Genomic DNA, 18,924 nt, shown 5'->3' with positions numbered 1-18,924 from the left:
ATTGGTGAAAAATTAGCATCTTCTTCCCCATCGATACTTAGAATAACTTCACGTTTTTTTCCAAACATTGTGATTGAAGTTTTTCCACTCCAATACATATCAAATTCGATTTCGCCAAATAAATCATCATTTATTTTTTTCATTCAAACCTACTCCTTCGATCTTAAATTAATATTATATTCTCCAACACCACCAAGGTGTTTATAGACACCATTTATTTTGCTAGGTACCAACTGTATTGTTTCTAAATCGTTTAATTCATGCCAAGTATATTTATTATCTTCTCGCCAATCTGCTACGTCATTAGCTGTCCACTTTTCTTTCCCTTTAGACCATTCCTCCGCAAGCATTTTATCAGCCGTTGCAAAATTTTTCTTCCTGTCATTTGTCATGTTCGCTAGTTTAATTTCCCCTTTAGAGAATGGTGAAAAATCAGGCATTGCTCCTTTATATTTTACTCCAGCAAGTTGAGTCTCATCCAAAAAAGGCTTCACTTCTGTCTTGTTAGAAATAAATATAGAGTTTCCACGTGACCCTTTCCATTCTCCATAATTTAATGGGGTTTTCTTTAGCCTAGCATCAAAACTACTGTATTTTGGTTTTACGTCGTAACCTTTTGTATATTTGAATACTTTCTTCATATTAACATCTGTATATACCTTATCAAAGCTTTTCTTGGGTATTTTGATACCTTTACTTTTCATTGTGATTCCGCCTAGCATAACAGCAGAAATAATAGAAAAACTTTGCATCTTGGTTAACGGTTCTTCTGGATTCAGCAAATTAACGCCTTTAACAGCAGCAACCATATAATCGGTCATAAAGTCACCAGACTCTTCATCTGCCATTTTAATTGTACCATCTTTTAACGCATCGTTATAGGCAATGGTGGCATTCGCACTTTCTTCATCGGTTATGCCATTCTTACTCAGTATCCAATAGTTTCCCTCCAATGTTTTTGTGTAGTCATCGAAGTTATATTGCTTTGGTTTTTTCTCTTTTACCAAACCATCTAGCCAGCCCATATGTAGCGCTTTTGTGTTGAAGGTATGACTGACGGTATTAAATGCTTTACTGCTTTGAATTTCTGCTAATCCCTGCTTTACTTGATATAGCTTCGTCAGCACATCCTCCATCACATTTTGATGGCTCATATCAAAATCTAAATAGCGTTCAATAATTTGCATTTCATGTTGTAATTGTCCCATTGCTGTTTGCATACCTAACTGCATCCCTATTTGTTGTCTTAAAGAAGATCCACCAGCCATCGATTTCATTTTTACTAGCAAGTCTTCATAGCGATTTTGGCATTTCCTTATCTCACCTTGTAGCGCTTGTAATTCATCGGAATCGATTCTCGCATTCATCGATGGGTCCACTTGATTATGAAAATCTGTGATATACTTTTTTAAAATTTCTTCGGCATCCGTCATACATGCCTTTGTTGTGTCCACAATTGGATAGTGAACCGTTTGGTAGTAGTCTTTCGCGCTGTCTGCAATTTCACCTTTGATTTCTTTATCTGCTATAATTTTTGCAACTGCTTTTCGATAGTTTGTCAGTGCTTCCTTCAATTTTTGAGATTCGCTTAAAAATTGGTCGACAAAATACCGTACTTCGCCAATATCAATGCGTGGCATCTGCTTTCGCCTCTTTCACTCGTTCGACGTCGGCTTTGGCCTGTTTGTGTTCGGCTTGTAGTTGGTCATCTAAGCTATACAGGTGCTTTTGTGTCATGCGTTGTTCCTGATTTAAATCTAATGCGATCGCGCCTAATTTGTTCTCCGAAAGATTGCCTCGCCATGCACTCCCAATTCGTACGAGCAAATCTTCTTGTTGGCGTTTTAATTGCCTAAACTCGCGTTCTACTTCTTCTAACTCCCGTTGTTTTTCTATACTTTTTCTTACGGCATCTTCCTGCTGTTTCATCCCTTCTTTTCACTCCTTGAGTTATTTTATTTGCCTAAATGAAGCGCTTTACTCCACATGTCCGCCATCTTTTTCTCTGAGGCAACAAATGCTTGCTCAACATTTTTTAGATTTTGTACATCCTTATTAAAAGCTTCCGGCATCGCTTTAATCATATTTCCTGCATCCATACTGCTCTGTACCAGTTGACGTGCAGAACTCGTCGAATAAGACATATTAGGCCGCAAATCAAACGATATGTTATTGGCACTACTGCCGATTTCTTTGGCATGTTCTGATAGACGCCCGCTCGGTAATTGAATTTTCTTTGACATAGCTTTGCTTCCTTTCTTGGTGGATTTTCTGTTTAATAATTGGATGATATTCTCATACATATCCTTAATTATACCATTGATTTTATCGAAAGAAAAAAGCGATAATTTAAATCACTTCTAATTTATCAATATTTTTTTTCATTCACTCATTTAACTGTGGGAAAAAAGTATATTTTATTCTTTGCTCAATCCCAAATTTACACCCTGCTCTTATTAAAAATTTCTAGCCTACTTTACAATCCACGAGAAATGTTTTCCCACATATTAACATTTAAGTGTTAATATGCGGGAAAAAACCGTACCTTCCTGTATTACTTTTAGTAAATGGAATCACATTTACTTTTTTATACAACTCATCTTCCTCACTTATTGTATCGTTCTCAAATATAATAACTTGTTTGTTTTTAAAGTTTTCATATAAAAATTTAAAAAATTTATTTTTTATTGAATTTAAGAGACGTTCTCCTTCTTTTGTATCTCTAAATGCATTTATGGGTGAATCCAGAACTAAAGTAGGTGAAAACGGAAGATTTTTTTCTTCACAAAACAATATTAAAGTAGCATAAAAAATACAAGCAATTATTGACCTAAATCCCTTCCCATAACTTCCACGATCTTTGCCATTAATTTCATAATCAATTTCATTAGAAACATTTAAAAAAAATGCAACTTCTACAGTATCATCTTTATTAAATATAACTGCTTTTAAATTATCCGAAAACAATCTCACAAATCTGCTACTGTTTATTTCTAATATAATATTCTGAAAGTCACTAGGATATAGCGTATTTTTTTTACTACTAGCCTCTTGAATTAATGTTTGCAACTCATCTATACGTTGCTCAATCGCAACAATATCTACCACATTTTTTTCATATTCAAGTCTGCGATTTAGTTCGTTGTTTAAAACCTCAATCTTTGGTTGTAAAGATTCTGTTACATCACTTTTTTTTACTTTTATTAAATCCACTTTACATGTATAATCTTCTGTTAAGTTCTGAATAGTAGAAGCAACTGTATCCGATGCTCTTCTTAGTTCTATGATATTCCCTTTTATCTTTTTAATCTCAGACTCACAAGCTTGTAATGCTTGCTCAGTATCAATAACTGATTTTGTATGCTCATGCTCGTTATCATTTCGTATCGCCTCTCCGCAATAAGGACAAGTAATTGTCTCAAGCTGATTTAATAAAAAAGTCCCTTCATCAATAAAATTCAATCTCTCAATGTCAGTATTGTACTGCTCCATAAGAAGTTTAAATTTATATTGCAAAGCCTCATTGTATTTTATATTGTTTTTAATATTCTGTTTCTCATTCTCTAACTCTATAATTTCACAGTTCAATTGTCCGATTTTAGTTTGAAGACTTAACAAAATATCACCAAAATTATTTGAGAGCGATATTGAAGGAACTTGCCTTTGTCTAGCATCAATCAATTTTCGACTTTCTTTCTCTTGTAATTTTTCTAACATTTCAAGATTACCAGTTTTTTTCGCATTAAAAATAGGGGTAGTATCTTTTTCTTGTAATTCACTGTCATCATTCCCAGTAACTAAGAATTTAAAAGTATGAGCTTTAAGTGTCCTATCTGCGTATGACCCGCCTATATAAATCGGTGATCTTTCTTGAATCATTGTGTCTTCTTTTACTAATGTTAGAGGGGCTAAATACCTAAATGTAAAATTATTTTTTGCTCCGCCCCTACTTTTTTTTATTTTTATTGGTAGATCAAAACCTATTTTTTGAAGAACTAAGGAAGAAATATTTGGCTTTTTTTCATGAAATTTTTCCGATAAAATAGCAGGTTCGGTATTTTGCAAATCTTCATAAGCCACCCCCTCATAGTAAAATACATCTGTTTTCTCATTCAAAGAACGAGAAAGCACAGATTTTTTATTATCAAAATTCGTTTGAATTTCTAAAGAAACAGTATCATAGCCTGCCCCTTCTGATACGAATTTTGGGGGACTAGAACTCCCCAATATGTAATCAATACACTGAAATGCATATGTTTTCCCAGTATCAGATGGACCAGAAACTAAATTTATGCCTGTTGAGAATGATAGATTAACTGGTTCAAGACCGACACCAGCCACTATCAATCTAGTTATCTTAAATCCTTTCATTTTTACTTTCATCTCCTATTATATTTAATTTATCTATCCATAGTTGCGGATTATCAAAAAGCGAAACCTTAAGATTCCGAATTAAAATTTCTGTGTTTTCCCCTTTTATTTCTTCTATGTTTCTCTTTAACTTAGATGCGTATGGGCTTTCCAAGTAGTCAGAAAAATTATTATTCATTGAATTACGTGCATATGTTATCCCATTCGCCGTATAATTAGTTTTTATTAGATTTAGACTTTCTAAAAACAGAAGACTATCCTGTATAGATTTTCTTCTCACAAAAATCTCGTTTTCTCTATTAGGGATGGCAGGATGTATGCTTTTTAATTTTGAATCAAAATCATTAATATGTAATACGTAATAGTCTAGTAAAAGTATATCATCGACATCAAAATCTGCATTCTCCACAGTTTCCAATAAAATAATAATTCTAAGCCCTAATTCAATGGGGCTATTTAATAAGTTGTATTTATTCATCATCTTCATCCACCCAATCAATTAAATCATCATTTGCCAGATGATGACATATCCCATGTGCATCTTCTGGACTAACCACACCTCTTAATGGATGGGCTTCAAAACTAATCTGCCTTGCCTGCTTAGTAACTTCTTTAACCCTCTCGAACCCATTATCAAAACTAGATTCCACTGTATCTATAATATTACTCAACACTTCATCTTTTACTTTAGTTACAAAATGTTCACCATTAGTTCTAGTATCTCGTTCCAAATCTAATAATGTTTCGGCGGTATAGTATGAAACACGTTGGCGATCAAAATGCCTGTTAAATTTAGGGAATTTATTCAAATTTTCTTGATTAACCTGAACTTTTTTATTATCCTCGTATGCAAGAAATAATTTTTCCACATACTTTTGTTCTTTAACCTGAATCTCTTCAGGCGGTGTCATGGCTACTTCTCTTCTTTTTCTTAAACCACCACCAAAATAAAAACTAAATGCTATCGAATCTTCTACACTGTTTACTAATTCTAAAGGAGTCTTATACGTAAATATAGTAAAATCAAAATCCTCAATATACTGTTTGAATGCTGGTGTTAATTCTATATGTTCTTTCTTCGTTATAAGCTTTTTACATTTGCTATCCCAATTATCTAGTAACCCTTGTTTTAATTTATTAGGATTTTCAAAAAAATTAATAAGAGTAGTTCCAACGCCTTTTGAAGCAGTAAAATAATATTTGTTTGGTAAGGAAAATTCTTTTATATATGTGTAATAGCAACACTTCCCTAATTCAATCCAAATATCAGAAGGAGTGAGGGCACTTTTATAGTGCTTACACTGATAATTATCCCATTTAGTGCTTTCGCCTATCAAAGAAGGATAGTAAGCGATAATATCCCTTCCCAGATCACCAGCCCCACCACACTTAACTACTTTATCATATTTATTTTTCAAAAAATGTGATATCCATAACTCGATGAAAGATTCAAATTCATCAGGCGAGAAGAAGGACATTCGTTTTACTGGGTTAATCATTTGTCCAAATGTAGCATCTTGACCCGTAGCCTGATATTTTTTTTCTGGATCAGAAATCGGTATTTCTAAAAACTCTTCTCTCATTCAATATTCTCCTTAACAGTTTGTACATAAGTCCCTTGTTACAAACCAGCATTTTCCACCTGTAATAATTTTCTATTATTCATCCTCAAATTGATAGTTTCGTCTCTATATAGCTATTATATACTATATGGATTATTTTTCATATATTTCTCTATGATTCTGTAATTAACATATTTTCTTACAGCAAAAAAACATCTTGGAAATCTTACATCCAAAATGAGTTAATAGTACCGACCTTATTTCCCTGTCCGACGATGCTTGCATACCTTCCAAATTTCAAAAGATGTAGCAAAATCCATTTTAGATAAAATTGCATAATTTGCAATCACGCCGTCAACCCATAATACTATATCTTCTATACTTTCATTTTCTCGAAATTTCCCGTCTAGCTCAATTATTAGCTGGCTAAAGTCTAAATCGTTTACAGTCAATTCTGGAACAATAATGTTTACCAAATCTCCTGGAAGAATCTCTAATGCTCCTCCACCAAATACTCGTCCTTCAAGTTCAAAGCTTAAAAGCGCAGGACTCGAGTATAGTAAGAAGACAATTTGTTCTCTCAAACCCTTATCATGAAATAATAGCCTATGGAATGTACCTGTGCTAGTAGCCTCTACATCATTTATAACAATCTTAGGATACTCACCAATTCTTCTTAACATAAATGCCTGTGGTGTCCAGATTGATGGGACTTCATACCATTTCTCTCGTAATCCTAGTTTGTAACCAATATGCTCTCCATCTTCTTCACCGTGTTTAATATATTTTTGAGCTCCATCTGATTAAGATCTGCCATTAAAATCAAGTAACCAAATATTTTTTTCCTTTTTCAATATTTTTCGCAATGTCATCTTGCTTATATAGTATTCCTTTAGTTTCCACACTTCTTCCCAATATCGGTAGAGTATACTCGCCAAGGCTATATTCATTTGCCGTATCATTATTTATTACAAAAAAAGAGTTATTACCCGTTGTTATGCCTATTTCACCTTTAATATAGTCATTAAACGAATTGACACTTGTTTTATTTAGGCTATTCTCATAAAAATTACGTTGCTCAGTGGACAAGAAAAACTTTGTCCATTTATCACTTTTATAAGCACTTATTTCTTCAAATGGCACATTCAAAATATCCTTATTTAATTCGTTAGCATTATCCAAGTTAATAATGCGCAACTCATGGCTTGGTGTTAATCCTCCGTTTTTTTCACCTAAAAGCAATACCACATCTTGCTGTATCCCTTCAAACACACCCTCTTTAAATGTAATAAGAGTTAGGGATTTTAATTGCTATAGCAAAAAATATCTGAGTTGCTTAGCATAACTCACTTGAAGTAAATCAGTTGGTAGTACAAAGCCTATGCTATATTTTCCAAACTCTCCCTCGCCGCAAATAGACTGAAACTGAGATTCTCCTATGTCGAAAATAAGAAACTTAGCTCCTGGAAGCTTTTCCATGTTTGCTTCGAAAGCCTTAATAGGCTCCCGTGTAAGTAATATATCTTGTATTAAATGTATTGAGTCTTTAATGGTTATCCCTCATCTCAAAAATCTATATAGTGGCATTAAGTATTGTTTCAAATACCTCTCTTCCAAACTGTTCTTCTACCTTACGTGTAACTAAAATATCCAATTCCTTTTGTGAGCGTGTAAGTGCAACATACAAGCTAGCCATCATTTTATTCATATCAGTCTTTAATTTTAACAGATATGGCGCAATTTCAGGGGTAACAATAAACAAACACTTTTCCTCCTCCAAACCTTTTATTGCTTCAATTGATCTGACAGTAATCTTGTTTCCATCGACTTCATTAGTTTCACTTTCTAAAGCTTCTAACAACCTTGCATATTCATCTTTTTGTATACTTCCAAATGGGATTTTTTTACTAATCGCCGCCTTTTGAGTGTAGTTATACTCAGTCACCAATGATATTAACTCATAAGCTAACTTACTCGCTTGCCTAATAGTAGATATGTCATCAATTGAACCATCTTCATAATCTGAAATTATTATTCTCAGCTCATTGAATAGTGGATCTTTAGATAACTTGAAATGCGTATCAAATTGTTCATTTTTTTGATAAATATACTTCAAATCATAATTTTTTTCATTAATAAATATGCCTATATCTATTAAGTCAGATTCAAAAATACATTGTAAAATACCTGTCTTATTTTCAGGAGAAAATTGTTGCTCCCTCTCCAAGACATATTTATTAGAAAAATTTAAATGCTCTACTGGACATCGATAACATTCTTGGATATACCTTACATCTGCTTGATACTCCGTTATCAAATTTACCAAACCACCTCTCCCCTTTAAATCTTGTTTCGGATCTCCAATAAGCTCAATATCAATACCTAACTCGTCTAATTTTATTAGAACTTGCTTAAACTCTGTATCAATATCCTGAGCTTCATCAACATAAATTACTCCCATATAACTTGAAATTAAGGAACAAATTTTTTCTCTATCTATTTTCTGTTGCTTTTTATCACCACTTTTCTCACATACAATATACTTTGCTTTCTTAGTAAAAGTGTCCACATGCAGGCAACCTCTCCTCTCTAACCTTGAAATCTGTGATTTTTTATATCTCGGAACATGACTGAGCTCAACATTAGAGATAGAATGAAATTGCTTCTTATACAGAAGAAAGTGATATGGAGCTATTAACTCCGAATTCAAGAAAGAATGAATTGTACTAACTTTTATGTTCTCTGGAATTTCATAATAATATTCTTTTAATTTCTCTACAATAATACTTACTGATGCATTCGTAAATGAAACACAGTAAATATTCTCTTCTTTACCCTGTCTATACCTTTCTATTATCTTTTCAGCTAATTTTGTTGTTTTTCCAGCACCTGCTCCTGCAGCATCAATCTTCAATTGCGACACCTACTTCTTCCTTTTCCTCAAGAAATTTTATCACTTTATTAATATGCGCTGGCAATTCAAATTCTTTCAAATCATCATTACCCATATCTTGACAAAATGACAACATTACTTCTGCTTTACCGCCTATCCATTTAGCAGAAAGTTGCTCTCGTGTTTCAATATTTTCCCATTCGTAATTTTTATGAAAATATTCTTTTAAAATATCAAAATTATTCTTATATGCAACAATATCATTCTCTAGTGTATACTCAATTGTTGTTTCAATAGAAATATTCCGATGAGTATTATACTTTTCATGTTCTAACTGAGCATTTTTTTGATTATCAAAATCTCTTATTATCCCTAGCTTGTTATTAGTATTTTTGTTTAGTTTTAACCATATATCAATTATTTTTTTAAAACCTTTATGAAATGAAATTACTTCGATATCTGAAAGTGTATTTTGCTTTGTTTTAAAATAAGATTTAATAAGTAATTCTTCCGTCAATCCTTCGACCAAAATACACTTCCTAGAATAAAATAGTTTAAATAAATCCAAATTAGGATTTTTAGAAAGATAGTTCATTTCTTCTACTTCAAATTCATCAGCAAATGCATAACCCTCGCCATTATTCAACAAAATAATATTTGATAAATCAACCTTATCTAGAAACTGTGTACTATGTGTAGAGTATATCAGCTGTAGATCATCGTTTTTATTTACAACATTTAATATAAAACTATTCATTATTTTTTGATTTGAATAACATAGGTGTGCTTCTGGTTCTTCAACCGTCAAAAGAGAAAATAGCGCATTACTAGCTTCCATCAATGAATTAATTATAACTAGCTGTAAAATAAGGTTTCTATGTCCTAGACCTTGCAATGCCAAATTTGATTCCTCATATCCTAGTTTCACACTACTAAGTAAGGACGCCATTGGCGGCATATTTGGTAAAATTGATATTTTCGAAAAAAATTCTGATGCATTCGTGACTTCTGAATATTCTTGCCAATTCAGAATTTCTTCCATACCAGTATGTGATTTTATTTGCTCAAAAAACCTAGCATACTCTTTTTCAATATGCATCATAGAGCTTACAGGCAGCTTTTTATTAAGTAATTGTACTAACGGCTTTGAACCTAATCGTGAACTGCTAGTTGAGAAATCATCCCTTTCAGCTGCAATAGAATTATATTTCAATAATCTTAAGTTATCATAATTAAGATTTTTATCTTTTAATGGTACGTAAATGGAATAACTATACAAATCGATTGGTAACAAATTCAATTTCAAATCATCTAAATCCTCATTCTCCGATGCTCTTAATACCCCTATAACATGATTTAATAATTCTTGTGGCTTTTTACAAGAAAAAGAATATGCTAGTTGATAGTTTGCATTTCCATCATCTGAAAAACTAACTACGAAGTCTTTCATTGCGTACCCCTCTGCCCCATCGACACGAAAATCTATAACCACAGATACAGTTGGTGTAACTTCTATAAAAGCATCTTTATCAATAACACCAGCGCATAAATCTTTTTTATTAGACTTTATATAATCATAGTAGTTTTTTTTTGCCTTATCACCAATATCCATCCAACCCAAATTTTTGCTGCCCGTCCCAAGGTCATCTGATAGTAGCGGCAAAGTAATCGCTCTTAAAAAATTACTTTTCCCGCTATTGTTATTACCAATAATCACCGTGACGCCAAACATCGGCAACAACACATCAGTAATATTTCTAAAATTTTTAATATGTACTTTTGAAATTTTCATCTATCCATAACTCCTCTTTTTGTATAATATTAACATGAATATTATAACATTAAGAAAGCGTATTCTCCACTAATTTCTTCTTGATAACTATGCGAAGTATAGACAGAGCCTTGATCACTATGCATCAAGCATTGAGGCATTGGCGGTAGCTGATGTAGCGTGTCTAATACAAAAGCTGCATCTTGCTTGTCACCAATCGTATAAGCGATTATTTCCCTATTATACAAGTCCATAATCGTCGATAGATACAGTAGCTTTTGTCCAAATGGCAGGTACGTAATATCTGTTACTAGCTTTGTTAATGGTCTATCTGATTGAAACTGTCGGTTTAAAGTAGATGCCCATATAAAAACAGTTTTAGAAAAATATCCAGGCATTCTTTTACTGCATTCTGATCGGGGTAGCCAATATACCACCGCTATCCATCACGAATTACTAACTGAAAATAAGGTGATAGCTTCTTATAGTAAGGCAGGTTATCCTTCTGATAATGCCAAAATCAAATCTTACCATGCCCGTATTAAACGAGAAAAATTATATCAACTTGATTTTCAGCACATCACGATGTGTATCAAGCTGTATTTAGCTATAATTATGGCTTGTGTAATACGAAACGTATTCATCAATCTTTAGGACACTTAACACCAAACAATTTTGAAAGAAAAGCGAATTAAATTCTATTTATTTTTGTTCAAGATATTGACACCACATCAATTTTGTAGAACCAAAAACGAAAGCAAGTACTCGCCAAATTATTTGGAATACAGACACACTTCATCTTCTAAAAGAGTGGAAAAATCTTCAACAAAGCATACTAGATACTGGATTCATTCTGAGCTATAATAACAATCCCTCGCAGAAACATAATATATCTTATGCCATTGACCGTTTCGCTAAAAAAGCTGGAATTCGTAGAATATGAATCCATACATTACGACATTCACACGCATCCTTATTAATTAGCGTGGGTGAAATCCTCTAATCATCAAAAAACGCTTAGATCATGAGGATATCGAAACAACGCTTGGAACATATGGACGCCTTTATCCAAATAATAATTTCGAAGTAGCTACAAAATTACAAGGAATTATTAACTACAAACCATCCCATGAAAACATAGGTACATCACCAAGAAATCAAAATACTGAGCAGTTTATACGCCAAGAATTATAAAAAGTGCAATCCAAAAAAAGTCGAAAACCCTTGATACTAAAGGATTTTCGACTCAACTCTCTCTATTCCCATTCGATTCTAATATTCAAATACTAAACATATTTGTTTATTTTAATGCCATAAAAAGCCCTTTATTTATATATATTATCGCTATTATCTATGGTTTTCGAATTAATAGTATCAAAATAGTATCAGTAACTCTCTAAATTCCATGTCACTTTTCACTCTGTAAAACACTCCATTCTCTTCCATAATTTATTCGAATACTTTACCAATCCGTTCACTTATCTGAATGGATTTTTTATTGATTTTGCAAAAAATGTAGCCCCTCTTTAAAAGCAATTCTGTAAATATAAAGAAAGGCTTCAACTTGATATTTTTCCAAAGCATCCAGATAAGCAATTATTTCTGGATTCCATAATTCTTCTAACTGATCTCGCATTTGATAATAACATTTACTTTTTTCTTGGAACGCTTCGTGATTACTGTCTGCCTCACAAATACCTTCTATACGTGCCAGACAAAACTGGTCAAAATCTTGTTCTATTGTATAACTCTCCATCACATACTCACCTCTCTGGTAGTAAAATCAAAATAGCAGGTACTCCCTTGTAAACGAAAGTTGTTAGTTACCAATTGTAAATGATAAGTTGCTAAGATATCTTGTATTTCTAATTGTAAAATTGGCAATAACCTCTGCAAACGTTCCGTATCCTGAATATCAATCGAATAACTACAAGCTTTAGTCTGTACAACTAACTCTACCTTGTCAGTAACTCCATGTATATTTTGAAGGTGCACCGATAAATCTGGTTTTACTAATAATGAGAATCGGTCTGTCTTAAATTCAAATTTCATTTTCTTTCCCCTCCTCTTTAGTCACTATTGCATCAAAAGCTATTTGCATCCCTAACTTAAAGCCATGTGTAAACGTTGCAACTAATTCAGTTAGCTGCTCCTCCGATTTTTGATGATATTGCTCCTTAACATAATTCTGTGCAGTATTTTCTATAAACTCACTCATTATTTACTCACCTCCCTCGAAAAATTCTTCATAGCGAAATATTTCCCTATTACGAAACATTATAATGGAAATAGATAGTAAAATCAATATAATAATTCGTTATGACGAAATTATATGTAAGGTGGTGAAATTACGATGCAAAAGATAAGACCAGATATGGATATTGGTAAGAACATTCAGCGACTAAGAAATGATTCCAAAATGACGCAAGATCAAGTAGTAGCTAAGATGAATGTCATGGGATTAAATATCTCGAAAAGTACATATGCAAAATTAGAAACTAATCGTATGAATATACGCGTAAGTGAACTTGTTGCACTTGCAATAATTTTCAAAGCTGAGTTTAATGATTTCTTTGATGGTTTGGTTTTGAAATAAATCCTCTATGTTATTATAAAAATATCAACCTAATAATCTTTATCTAAAAAAATCCATTATTTTGAAATGATATACTAGAAATGTATATAGCATAAAAACCCAAAAATTTAAATTACATCTAACTTTTTGGGTTTTTATACTCTTCACGACTAATTATTCGATGACTTTTGGTAATTAGGATAACCTGTCATATGGGAATTGATATCTCTTTATTAAAAATGTTGGTTTATATTCATAACCCGTATTCGTTTTATATCCTCTTTCTGAAATCAGATATAAATTTTCCTTTGCTCTGGAGCAAATTACATATAGTAACTTTGTTGCAGAACCTTCCCCTTTGTCAGGTGTGTCATAAATTTCACTCCAATGTGGAATTTTACCATCTAAAATATTAATAGCTATCATTGTATTATATTCTTCGCCTTTAACTTTATGTGCAGTTGTTAAGGTTATTCCATTTCTATCATAATATACTTTTCTGAAGTTTTCTATATCGTATGACAGATTATTTCTTTCCATTCGTTCCTTTGTTTCATTAATAAATCTCTCAAATGCCACAAAAATTTTTGGATAAAGTGTTAAAGTTATATCAAGCTTGCAAAATAAGGATAATGTGGTTTCTTTAAAATATTCGAGACCATTGCTAGTTTGACATAGCCTCTTACTGGAATTAATTTCTTTTAATAAATCAGTTGGAATAAGGTCTTCTTGCAAATTGATGTTAAATTCGTTTATTAATATTTTTAAAATCTCTGAACCTATTCTTTTTCGTAGTATATTTTTATTTCCAGAGTCTGTGAAATACAGCCTAGATAATTTAAAAAATATACTATGATCATTCACCTTAATCGGTGATATCGTTATAGCATCAAATTTAGAGTCTGGTAATAACTCCTTTAATTTATCACCTATAGAAAAAAGTATATAGTGCTGTGGTGCAACAATACATATTTCATTCTCTGGAACACCTTGATTCAAATGATATGAAATAATATCAGCTATTTTTTTTGATACATCATCCTTATGAATATCCTTTATATGAGAAATTTTACCGATATATTTTCTATTTTCACCACGACTATTTATTTTATAAGAGCTTTGTTGGAATTCAGAATAAAAATCAACCATTCTTTGTGTAGAACGATAGCAACCAGATAATTTCTCAACTTTAAAAGAAAGACCTGTTATTTCAGCAAGTTCATCGACAGTCTTTACAACCCCGCTAAGCCCTCCATAAATAGCCTGATCTACATCTCCAACAAAAAGGGTTTGAATAGATTGGTTAGCAGATGTTAATAGACCAATAATGTTATATTGTACATCTCTTGTATCTTGAAATTCATCTATATAAATTGTTCTTAATACTCGTGCAATATTTCTACAAGTTATTTTTGACTCTTTTAAAATTTGATATGCTGTTAATAATATTAAGTCAAAATCAATTTCTTTATTATCTAATAATTTTTGGTGATACATTGAAGTGACTTCAGGGAACCGTTTTTCTAATACACCCCATTCTGTTGTTAGCGATAAATTGATATTATTTTTTTCATAACCTTGTATTTCAATGTTAAGTTGTGATAAAATTTCTTCTACATATTCATTCTGTGTATAACTATCTACAATATTAAAACCCCTTGATAATCTTGTAAGATTCATTCCAAATGGATAGATAACAAATTCCAAACAAAACTGATGAATTGTTCCTACCCAAACACTTGGAGAATCAATCCCTAGAAAGTCTAACCTATCTTTGATTTCCTCCGCTGCACGATTAGTATAAGTAATAGCAACTATTTTTTTAGTAGAGTTTTTATTTACTACACTTTGATAGGCAATCTTCCGTGTTAATACTCTTGTTTTTCCACTTCCTGGGCAAGCTGTAATATATAGGTTATCTAAACTTCTGACAATTTTTTTCTGCTCTTTATTTAAATCATGTAGGAATTCTATAGCATCATCCATCACATTACACTCCTTCGCCTAATAAAGTTAAATAGCCTTCACAAGCATTTATAAAATAAGTCACCTCATAATCATATTTTTCTAGATATTTTTCAACTATAATTCTTAATGCATCTTCGTTATTTTGTGCAACTTCTATGTCTTTAATAAACTCATCTTCTTTACCGATATATAGTGCCTCATGTTTTATTAATTTTATATAAGTTGCTATCGACATCGATTCTTGCGATGCAAAAGCTAACGCATCTAGAATATAATTTGGAATGCTAACTAATTCATCAATAGTATTACTGATTTCAATTGCAAACCATCCTTTTCCAAGCTTATTAGCTAATTTTAGCATTGCTAAATTGCGGTTTTCTATATCATCTCCGTCTAATGCATTAAGATATTTCTGAATAGTAGTCTTATTTGAAAAATTCCCTTCTATGATTGGTGTAATATATTTTTCATTATCATCCAAAAATTCAAGTTCAAAAGTTGTGTCAGCATAAAACATATCCACCCAATTGTTATCCTCGAACAACCTATTTAATTTTTCTTTACGATCTGTTCCACTTTTTTCGGCTGTTTCTTTGTACAAGTAACTCCCCTTCGGTATTGCCTGCTGATCTAAATCAGTAATAATAGCACAATATCTCATAACCCGCTCAGCGTCAAACAAACTAGCTATGTATTCAAATGCTGTACTCCCAATATTTATCAATCCAATTCCAATTTCATCAAGAGAAATTCCAAAAACTTTTTTTACAAGATTGGGTATTAAGATTTCTTCAGCGTCACCCTCTACGAGAACTACCCCTTTCGAGAAAAGTAGCCCATTTCTCTTCACATCTAAATACCTTTCTATATTCTTTGCAAGTTTCATGTTCTTCTGCAATTTCTCACTAGCAAATAAATCTAGTCCACTTGATGGACTCATCACAATAGATTCCTTGTTAAATGATTTTATTATGTTCATTCTAGATATTTCAGATGACTCTGCAAGGTGAACAGAATGAGTTGTCATAATAAGTTGAGTATAGCCTTCTTTAACACTTAGCCCATCAAATAAAGTTTTTTGTATATGCCTATGAATATGTGCTTCTGGTTCTTCAATCAGCATAATATTTAACAATTCACGAGATCTACAGCTCTCGAACTCCACAATTTTTAATGCCAGATAAATCATATTTAGATGGCCTAACCCTAGCAATTCTAATTCATCATCATCTTTTGATCTCATTGAAAGAAATTTTGAAAGTGAACTTATTTCATCTGACATATTTGAAGACAAACTTAAATCAGGCGAATAAACACTGCCAAGAATATCTTTCAGCTCAGAATTCAAACTGTTTCCAATATCATTAATCTGAGGTATAGCAATAATTTCATCATTCAAGGCTTTAATTTTTCTTTTAACGCCTTCTATATGATTCGCTTCAATATTTGACTCAATAGCTTCTATAATTCTACGGATGGGGTTTTTTGATGTTTTCATTTCTCTTAAAACATCTCGTAGAGCATCAATATAGACAACTGAAATATGTTGGTAAACATCAATCATATCAATTTTTATGCCTAATTTAGCACTGTTGTCATCAGAAGGATTCATAGCTAGCGATTCATTTAAATTTCCAACTAAGCTATAATAATTGTCGTCTGATAAAAAATCAAAATCAGATTTTGATGTATAATAGAATTCATAATCTACTAACCTTATATTTCCCCGTATTTTTTCAAACTCTATGGTATCTTTACTATCATATAATTTTTTTCTGATACTCTTATTTGGTCTAATAAATAATGTTAAACTACCTACGCCATCAATATCATTCGTCAATAGTCTACTTACTTCACCGATATTCTCTGCCTCATCAATTTCTTCTATCTCAGCTATTGATAAAGTTGAACATACCTCATTATCCATATCTTCTTCCGTTATACCACCAAATGTTGCGGAGATTATTATCCATTCACCACGCCAATTCTCTCCCAAACAATTCGAAAAATCACTTTCCTTTAAGTTTTTACTACCATAATAATAACTATCATCTAATAAAACTCTTAAGGCTGTTATAGCATTTGATTTACCTGCATCATTTTCACCAATGATAGTGTTTGTTCCCTTTTTAAAATTGAAATTTCCAGACTTATAATTTCTAAAGTTTTTTATTTTTAAATTTGATAAATACATAAATATTCCTCACCTCTATAATATATTTAATTTTTTATCTAATCATCCCATAAAACGTAAACGCTATCATAATTATATCATAAATATCACTAAATTATGGCGTTTAATCCCTCACACTTAATCCATCAAGTTATATGTGCTTTTACTCCATTCATTATCAAACTCATAATCTTTTGATAAATTATCCCTTTGTATATTGTACTCATCACATATATAATTTTCCAAACGTTTAACCATCAAATCTCTCAACATCATGATAGGCTGTTCTGAATATACCCCTTCTAACTCCCGTTTTATTTCCTCTTGTGAAAATAAAACAGCATTTATTTCTAAACCAATTGCTTTTTGTTCCTTAGCAAGTAAAAATCTTGCTTTATTAAATTTATACCAACTGAAAATAAATTGTCTCATATAATTTCTCAAGTTTTTATCGTACTCTTCGGTATCTGCTTTTTCAATCTCATCTCCAACTGTATTTAAAAAATCTAATCCTTGTTTGCGAGGTATAGAGAAAACTTCTTCCTTTGATACAATAGAATATTTTCGAAAGAAATCTATAGGGTATCTCTCATCAACTAAATCTAAAATACTCTTGCCTAGCGTAGTATATTTCACTTGATTATTTTTTGAGTCGATATCATCTCTAATCAAAAAATCAACTGTGATATTTAACACTTTACATATACGAATACAGCTACTTACAGTTGGTATTGCCTCCAGACGCTCCCAGCGACCAATCATTTCTCTAGAAACTCCCACTTTTTCTGCTAAAGTATCTTGCGTCCAATTATTTCTTTTACGTTCTTCTTTCAACTTTAAATGTAACGCCATGGGTTTACCTCCTTCTCATCAAAAATAGAACTCTGCAATACTGAAATGAGATCTGTGCGTAATTCCTCTATCTCATACATCACTTGGTTTATACTTACTGGATCTCTTGTGTCTGTTATACTCAACTTTCCAGAATTATCTACATGTAATATATCCATAATACTTTCTGATGATTCATCATTACATGACTCCATTTCAATCATCCAAAATCGCAAATTAGTTAATGCAGCTTTACAACGATATAGCTCTAAATCGTCTATATCATCTTTTTTCAAATAATCTTCATATGTGCGTGCAATGATATCGTATTTAGGAACAAAAATCCAATCCCTTTCATCAGCAATATCATATGTTTTCAAAAACTCAAAAATATTATCAACTTGACAATAATCATTTATTTGCTTTCCAAATTGATAATACTGTTTATTCATATCAAAATCTGGATCAACATTACTATCTAAAAAGTCATCCGCTTTAATATCGTATAGAGTACATAAATATCTCAAAGATGGAATATCAATTTCTGAGATACCAAGTTCCCAATTTCGTATTCGTTCATCGGTTGTTACATTTCCGGTATGCTCTGTTATTTGCTTTGAAAGCTTTTTCAAGGTTAACCCTCGTTTTTTCCGCTCTACTTCCAGTTGTTTATGAAACTTCATAAAACTACCTCCTCATTTGTATGTTTATATCATATCAAAATAATGGTAATTCTTAAAGTAACCATATACAGGTTTTTATCCCTTGTTGAAGTCTCTT

The 18,924-nt window shown here is 31.8% G+C and carries 18 protein-coding genes and 3 pseudogenes; 2 read left to right on the top strand and 19 right to left on the bottom strand.

Annotated elements, in window-relative coordinates:
- The 12 genes and pseudogenes from EP57_RS17370 to EP57_RS11115 all read right to left on the bottom strand — a co-directional run.
- The coding region (locus EP57_RS17370; RefSeq protein ID WP_376740069.1) for a DUF6985 domain-containing protein at window positions 1-143 on the bottom strand (143 nt) is incomplete at its 3' end.
- A gap of 6 nt (window positions 144-149) precedes the next feature.
- Window positions 150-1,640 (bottom strand): T7SS effector LXG polymorphic toxin, encoded by a 1,491-nt coding sequence (locus tag EP57_RS11160; RefSeq protein WP_036086749.1) that lies wholly within the window; start codon window positions 1,638-1,640, stop codon window positions 150-152.
- A complete protein-coding gene (locus tag EP57_RS11155) occupies window positions 1,627-1,929 on the bottom strand; it encodes a hypothetical protein (protein ID WP_036086748.1) in 303 nt (100 codons plus the stop codon). Before EP57_RS11155 ends, EP57_RS11160 begins: the two co-directional genes overlap by 14 nt.
- 26 nt (window positions 1,930-1,955) lie before the next feature.
- Window positions 1,956-2,243 (bottom strand): TIGR04197 family type VII secretion effector, encoded by a 288-nt coding sequence (locus EP57_RS11150; protein ID WP_036086746.1) that lies wholly within the window; start codon window positions 2,241-2,243, stop codon window positions 1,956-1,958.
- Window positions 2,244-2,514: 271 nt separating this feature from the next.
- Window positions 2,515-4,371, bottom strand: a complete 1,857-nt coding sequence (locus EP57_RS11145) for a coiled-coil domain-containing protein (protein ID WP_036086744.1) — start codon at window positions 4,369-4,371, stop codon at window positions 2,515-2,517.
- Window positions 4,358-4,852, bottom strand: coding sequence for an ABC-three component system middle component 2 (locus tag EP57_RS16540; RefSeq protein WP_052167649.1), 495 nt, complete (start codon window positions 4,850-4,852; stop codon window positions 4,358-4,360). The genes EP57_RS11145 and EP57_RS16540 overlap by 14 nt, the downstream gene beginning before the upstream one ends.
- Window positions 4,842-5,954, bottom strand: a complete 1,113-nt coding sequence (locus EP57_RS11135) for an ABC-three component system protein (RefSeq protein WP_036086742.1) — start codon at window positions 5,952-5,954, stop codon at window positions 4,842-4,844. The genes EP57_RS16540 and EP57_RS11135 overlap by 11 nt, the downstream gene beginning before the upstream one ends.
- A 236-nt stretch (window positions 5,955-6,190) precedes the next feature.
- Window positions 6,191-6,721 (bottom strand): annotated as a pseudogene (locus EP57_RS16535) (class I SAM-dependent methyltransferase); the annotation flags it as partial.
- 34 nt (window positions 6,722-6,755) lie between these two features.
- The gene (locus EP57_RS16530) at window positions 6,756-7,205 is read right to left on the bottom strand and encodes a hypothetical protein (RefSeq protein ID WP_052167647.1); all 450 of its coding nucleotides are present in this window, start codon (window positions 7,203-7,205) and stop codon (window positions 6,756-6,758) included.
- A 301-nt stretch (window positions 7,206-7,506) separates the two neighbouring features.
- A complete protein-coding gene (locus EP57_RS11125) occupies window positions 7,507-8,847 on the bottom strand; it encodes a UvrD-helicase domain-containing protein (RefSeq protein WP_159106428.1) in 1,341 nt (446 codons plus the stop codon).
- The gene (locus EP57_RS11120) at window positions 8,837-10,618 is read right to left on the bottom strand and encodes an ATP-dependent nuclease (protein ID WP_036086737.1); all 1,782 of its coding nucleotides are present in this window, start codon (window positions 10,616-10,618) and stop codon (window positions 8,837-8,839) included. Before EP57_RS11120 ends, EP57_RS11125 begins: the two co-directional genes overlap by 11 nt.
- 68 nt (window positions 10,619-10,686) lie before the next feature.
- Window positions 10,687-10,950: pseudogene (locus EP57_RS11115) on the bottom strand (DDE-type integrase/transposase/recombinase); the annotation flags it as partial.
- Between the two features lie 383 nt (window positions 10,951-11,333).
- Here EP57_RS11115 and EP57_RS17190 point away from each other — a divergent pair.
- Window positions 11,334-11,791: pseudogene (locus EP57_RS17190) on the top strand (tyrosine-type recombinase/integrase); the annotation flags it as partial.
- A 301-nt stretch (window positions 11,792-12,092) separates the two neighbouring features.
- On the opposite strand, the gene EP57_RS11110 reads toward EP57_RS17190, so the two are convergent.
- The 3 genes from EP57_RS11110 to EP57_RS17065 are packed head-to-tail and all read right to left on the bottom strand — an operon-like array spanning window position 12,093 to window position 12,815.
- Window positions 12,093-12,353: a hypothetical protein gene (locus tag EP57_RS11110; protein ID WP_036086735.1), complete on the bottom strand. Its 261-nt coding sequence runs from the start codon at window positions 12,351-12,353 to the stop codon at window positions 12,093-12,095.
- On the bottom strand, window positions 12,353-12,649 hold the full coding sequence (locus tag EP57_RS11105) for a hypothetical protein (protein WP_036086733.1): 297 nt from the start codon (window positions 12,647-12,649) through the stop codon (window positions 12,353-12,355). The genes EP57_RS11110 and EP57_RS11105 overlap by 1 nt, the downstream gene beginning before the upstream one ends.
- Window positions 12,639-12,815, bottom strand: a complete 177-nt coding sequence (locus EP57_RS17065) for a hypothetical protein (protein WP_003736271.1) — start codon at window positions 12,813-12,815, stop codon at window positions 12,639-12,641. Before EP57_RS17065 ends, EP57_RS11105 begins: the two co-directional genes overlap by 11 nt.
- Before the next feature lie 135 nt (window positions 12,816-12,950).
- On the opposite strand from EP57_RS17065, the gene EP57_RS11100 reads away from it, so the two are divergent.
- Window positions 12,951-13,193, top strand: a complete 243-nt coding sequence (locus EP57_RS11100; protein WP_036086730.1) for a helix-turn-helix domain-containing protein — start codon at window positions 12,951-12,953, stop codon at window positions 13,191-13,193.
- Between the two features lie 174 nt (window positions 13,194-13,367).
- Here EP57_RS11100 and EP57_RS11095 read toward each other — a convergent pair whose 3' ends face one another.
- The 4 genes from EP57_RS11095 to EP57_RS11080 all read right to left on the bottom strand — a co-directional run bounded on the left by EP57_RS11095 (window position 13,368) and on the right by EP57_RS11080 (window position 18,827).
- Window positions 13,368-15,158, bottom strand: a complete 1,791-nt coding sequence (locus tag EP57_RS11095; protein ID WP_036086728.1) for a UvrD-helicase domain-containing protein — start codon at window positions 15,156-15,158, stop codon at window positions 13,368-13,370.
- 4 nt (window positions 15,159-15,162) lie between these two features.
- Window positions 15,163-17,334, bottom strand: a complete 2,172-nt coding sequence (locus EP57_RS11090; RefSeq protein WP_036086725.1) for an ATP-dependent nuclease — start codon at window positions 17,332-17,334, stop codon at window positions 15,163-15,165.
- Between the two features lie 117 nt (window positions 17,335-17,451).
- Window positions 17,452-18,165, bottom strand: a complete 714-nt coding sequence (locus EP57_RS11085; protein ID WP_036086723.1) for a helix-turn-helix transcriptional regulator — start codon at window positions 18,163-18,165, stop codon at window positions 17,452-17,454.
- Entirely contained in the window at window positions 18,150-18,827 is a 678-nt protein-coding gene (locus EP57_RS11080; protein ID WP_036086720.1) for a helix-turn-helix domain-containing protein, read from the bottom strand. The genes EP57_RS11085 and EP57_RS11080 overlap by 16 nt, the downstream gene beginning before the upstream one ends.
- Window positions 18,828-18,924 lie beyond the last annotated feature (97 nt).

The sequence above is a fragment of the Listeria booriae genome, assembly GCF_000766865.1.
GTDB lineage: Bacteria > Bacillota > Bacilli > Lactobacillales > Listeriaceae > Listeria_A > Listeria_A booriae.
This window is presented reverse-complemented; position numbering and strand designations above follow the sequence as displayed.

Bases quoted from the DNA above. Each gene is read 5' to 3' on its own strand.
- EP57_RS11100 (WP_036086730.1), top strand. From the start codon at position 12,951: ATGCAAAAGATAAGACCAGATATGGATATTGGTAAGAACATTCAGCGA.
- EP57_RS11155 (WP_036086748.1), bottom strand. From the start codon at position 1,929: ATGAAACAGCAGGAAGATGCCGTAAGAAAAAGTATAGAAAAACAACGG.
- EP57_RS16540 (WP_052167649.1), bottom strand. From the start codon at position 4,852: ATGATGAATAAATACAACTTATTAAATAGCCCCATTGAATTAGGGCTT.
- EP57_RS11120 (WP_036086737.1), bottom strand. From the start codon at position 10,618: ATGAAAATTTCAAAAGTACATATTAAAAATTTTAGAAATATTACTGAT.
- EP57_RS11160 (WP_036086749.1), bottom strand. From the start codon at position 1,640: ATGCCACGCATTGATATTGGCGAAGTACGGTATTTTGTCGACCAATTT.
- EP57_RS11085 (WP_036086723.1), bottom strand. From the start codon at position 18,165: ATGGCGTTACATTTAAAGTTGAAAGAAGAACGTAAAAGAAATAATTGG.
- EP57_RS11080 (WP_036086720.1), bottom strand. From the start codon at position 18,827: ATGAAGTTTCATAAACAACTGGAAGTAGAGCGGAAAAAACGAGGGTTA.
- EP57_RS11145 (WP_036086744.1), bottom strand. From the start codon at position 4,371: ATGAAAGGATTTAAGATAACTAGATTGATAGTGGCTGGTGTCGGTCTT.
- EP57_RS17065 (WP_003736271.1), bottom strand. From the start codon at position 12,815: ATGAGTGAGTTTATAGAAAATACTGCACAGAATTATGTTAAGGAGCAA.
- EP57_RS11110 (WP_036086735.1), bottom strand. From the start codon at position 12,353: ATGGAGAGTTATACAATAGAACAAGATTTTGACCAGTTTTGTCTGGCA.
- EP57_RS11105 (WP_036086733.1), bottom strand. From the start codon at position 12,649: ATGAAATTTGAATTTAAGACAGACCGATTCTCATTATTAGTAAAACCA.
- EP57_RS11095 (WP_036086728.1), bottom strand. From the start codon at position 15,158: ATGGATGATGCTATAGAATTCCTACATGATTTAAATAAAGAGCAGAAA.
- EP57_RS11090 (WP_036086725.1), bottom strand. From the start codon at position 17,334: ATGTATTTATCAAATTTAAAAATAAAAAACTTTAGAAATTATAAGTCT.
- EP57_RS11150 (WP_036086746.1), bottom strand. From the start codon at position 2,243: ATGTCAAAGAAAATTCAATTACCGAGCGGGCGTCTATCAGAACATGCC.
- EP57_RS11135 (WP_036086742.1), bottom strand. From the start codon at position 5,954: ATGAGAGAAGAGTTTTTAGAAATACCGATTTCTGATCCAGAAAAAAAA.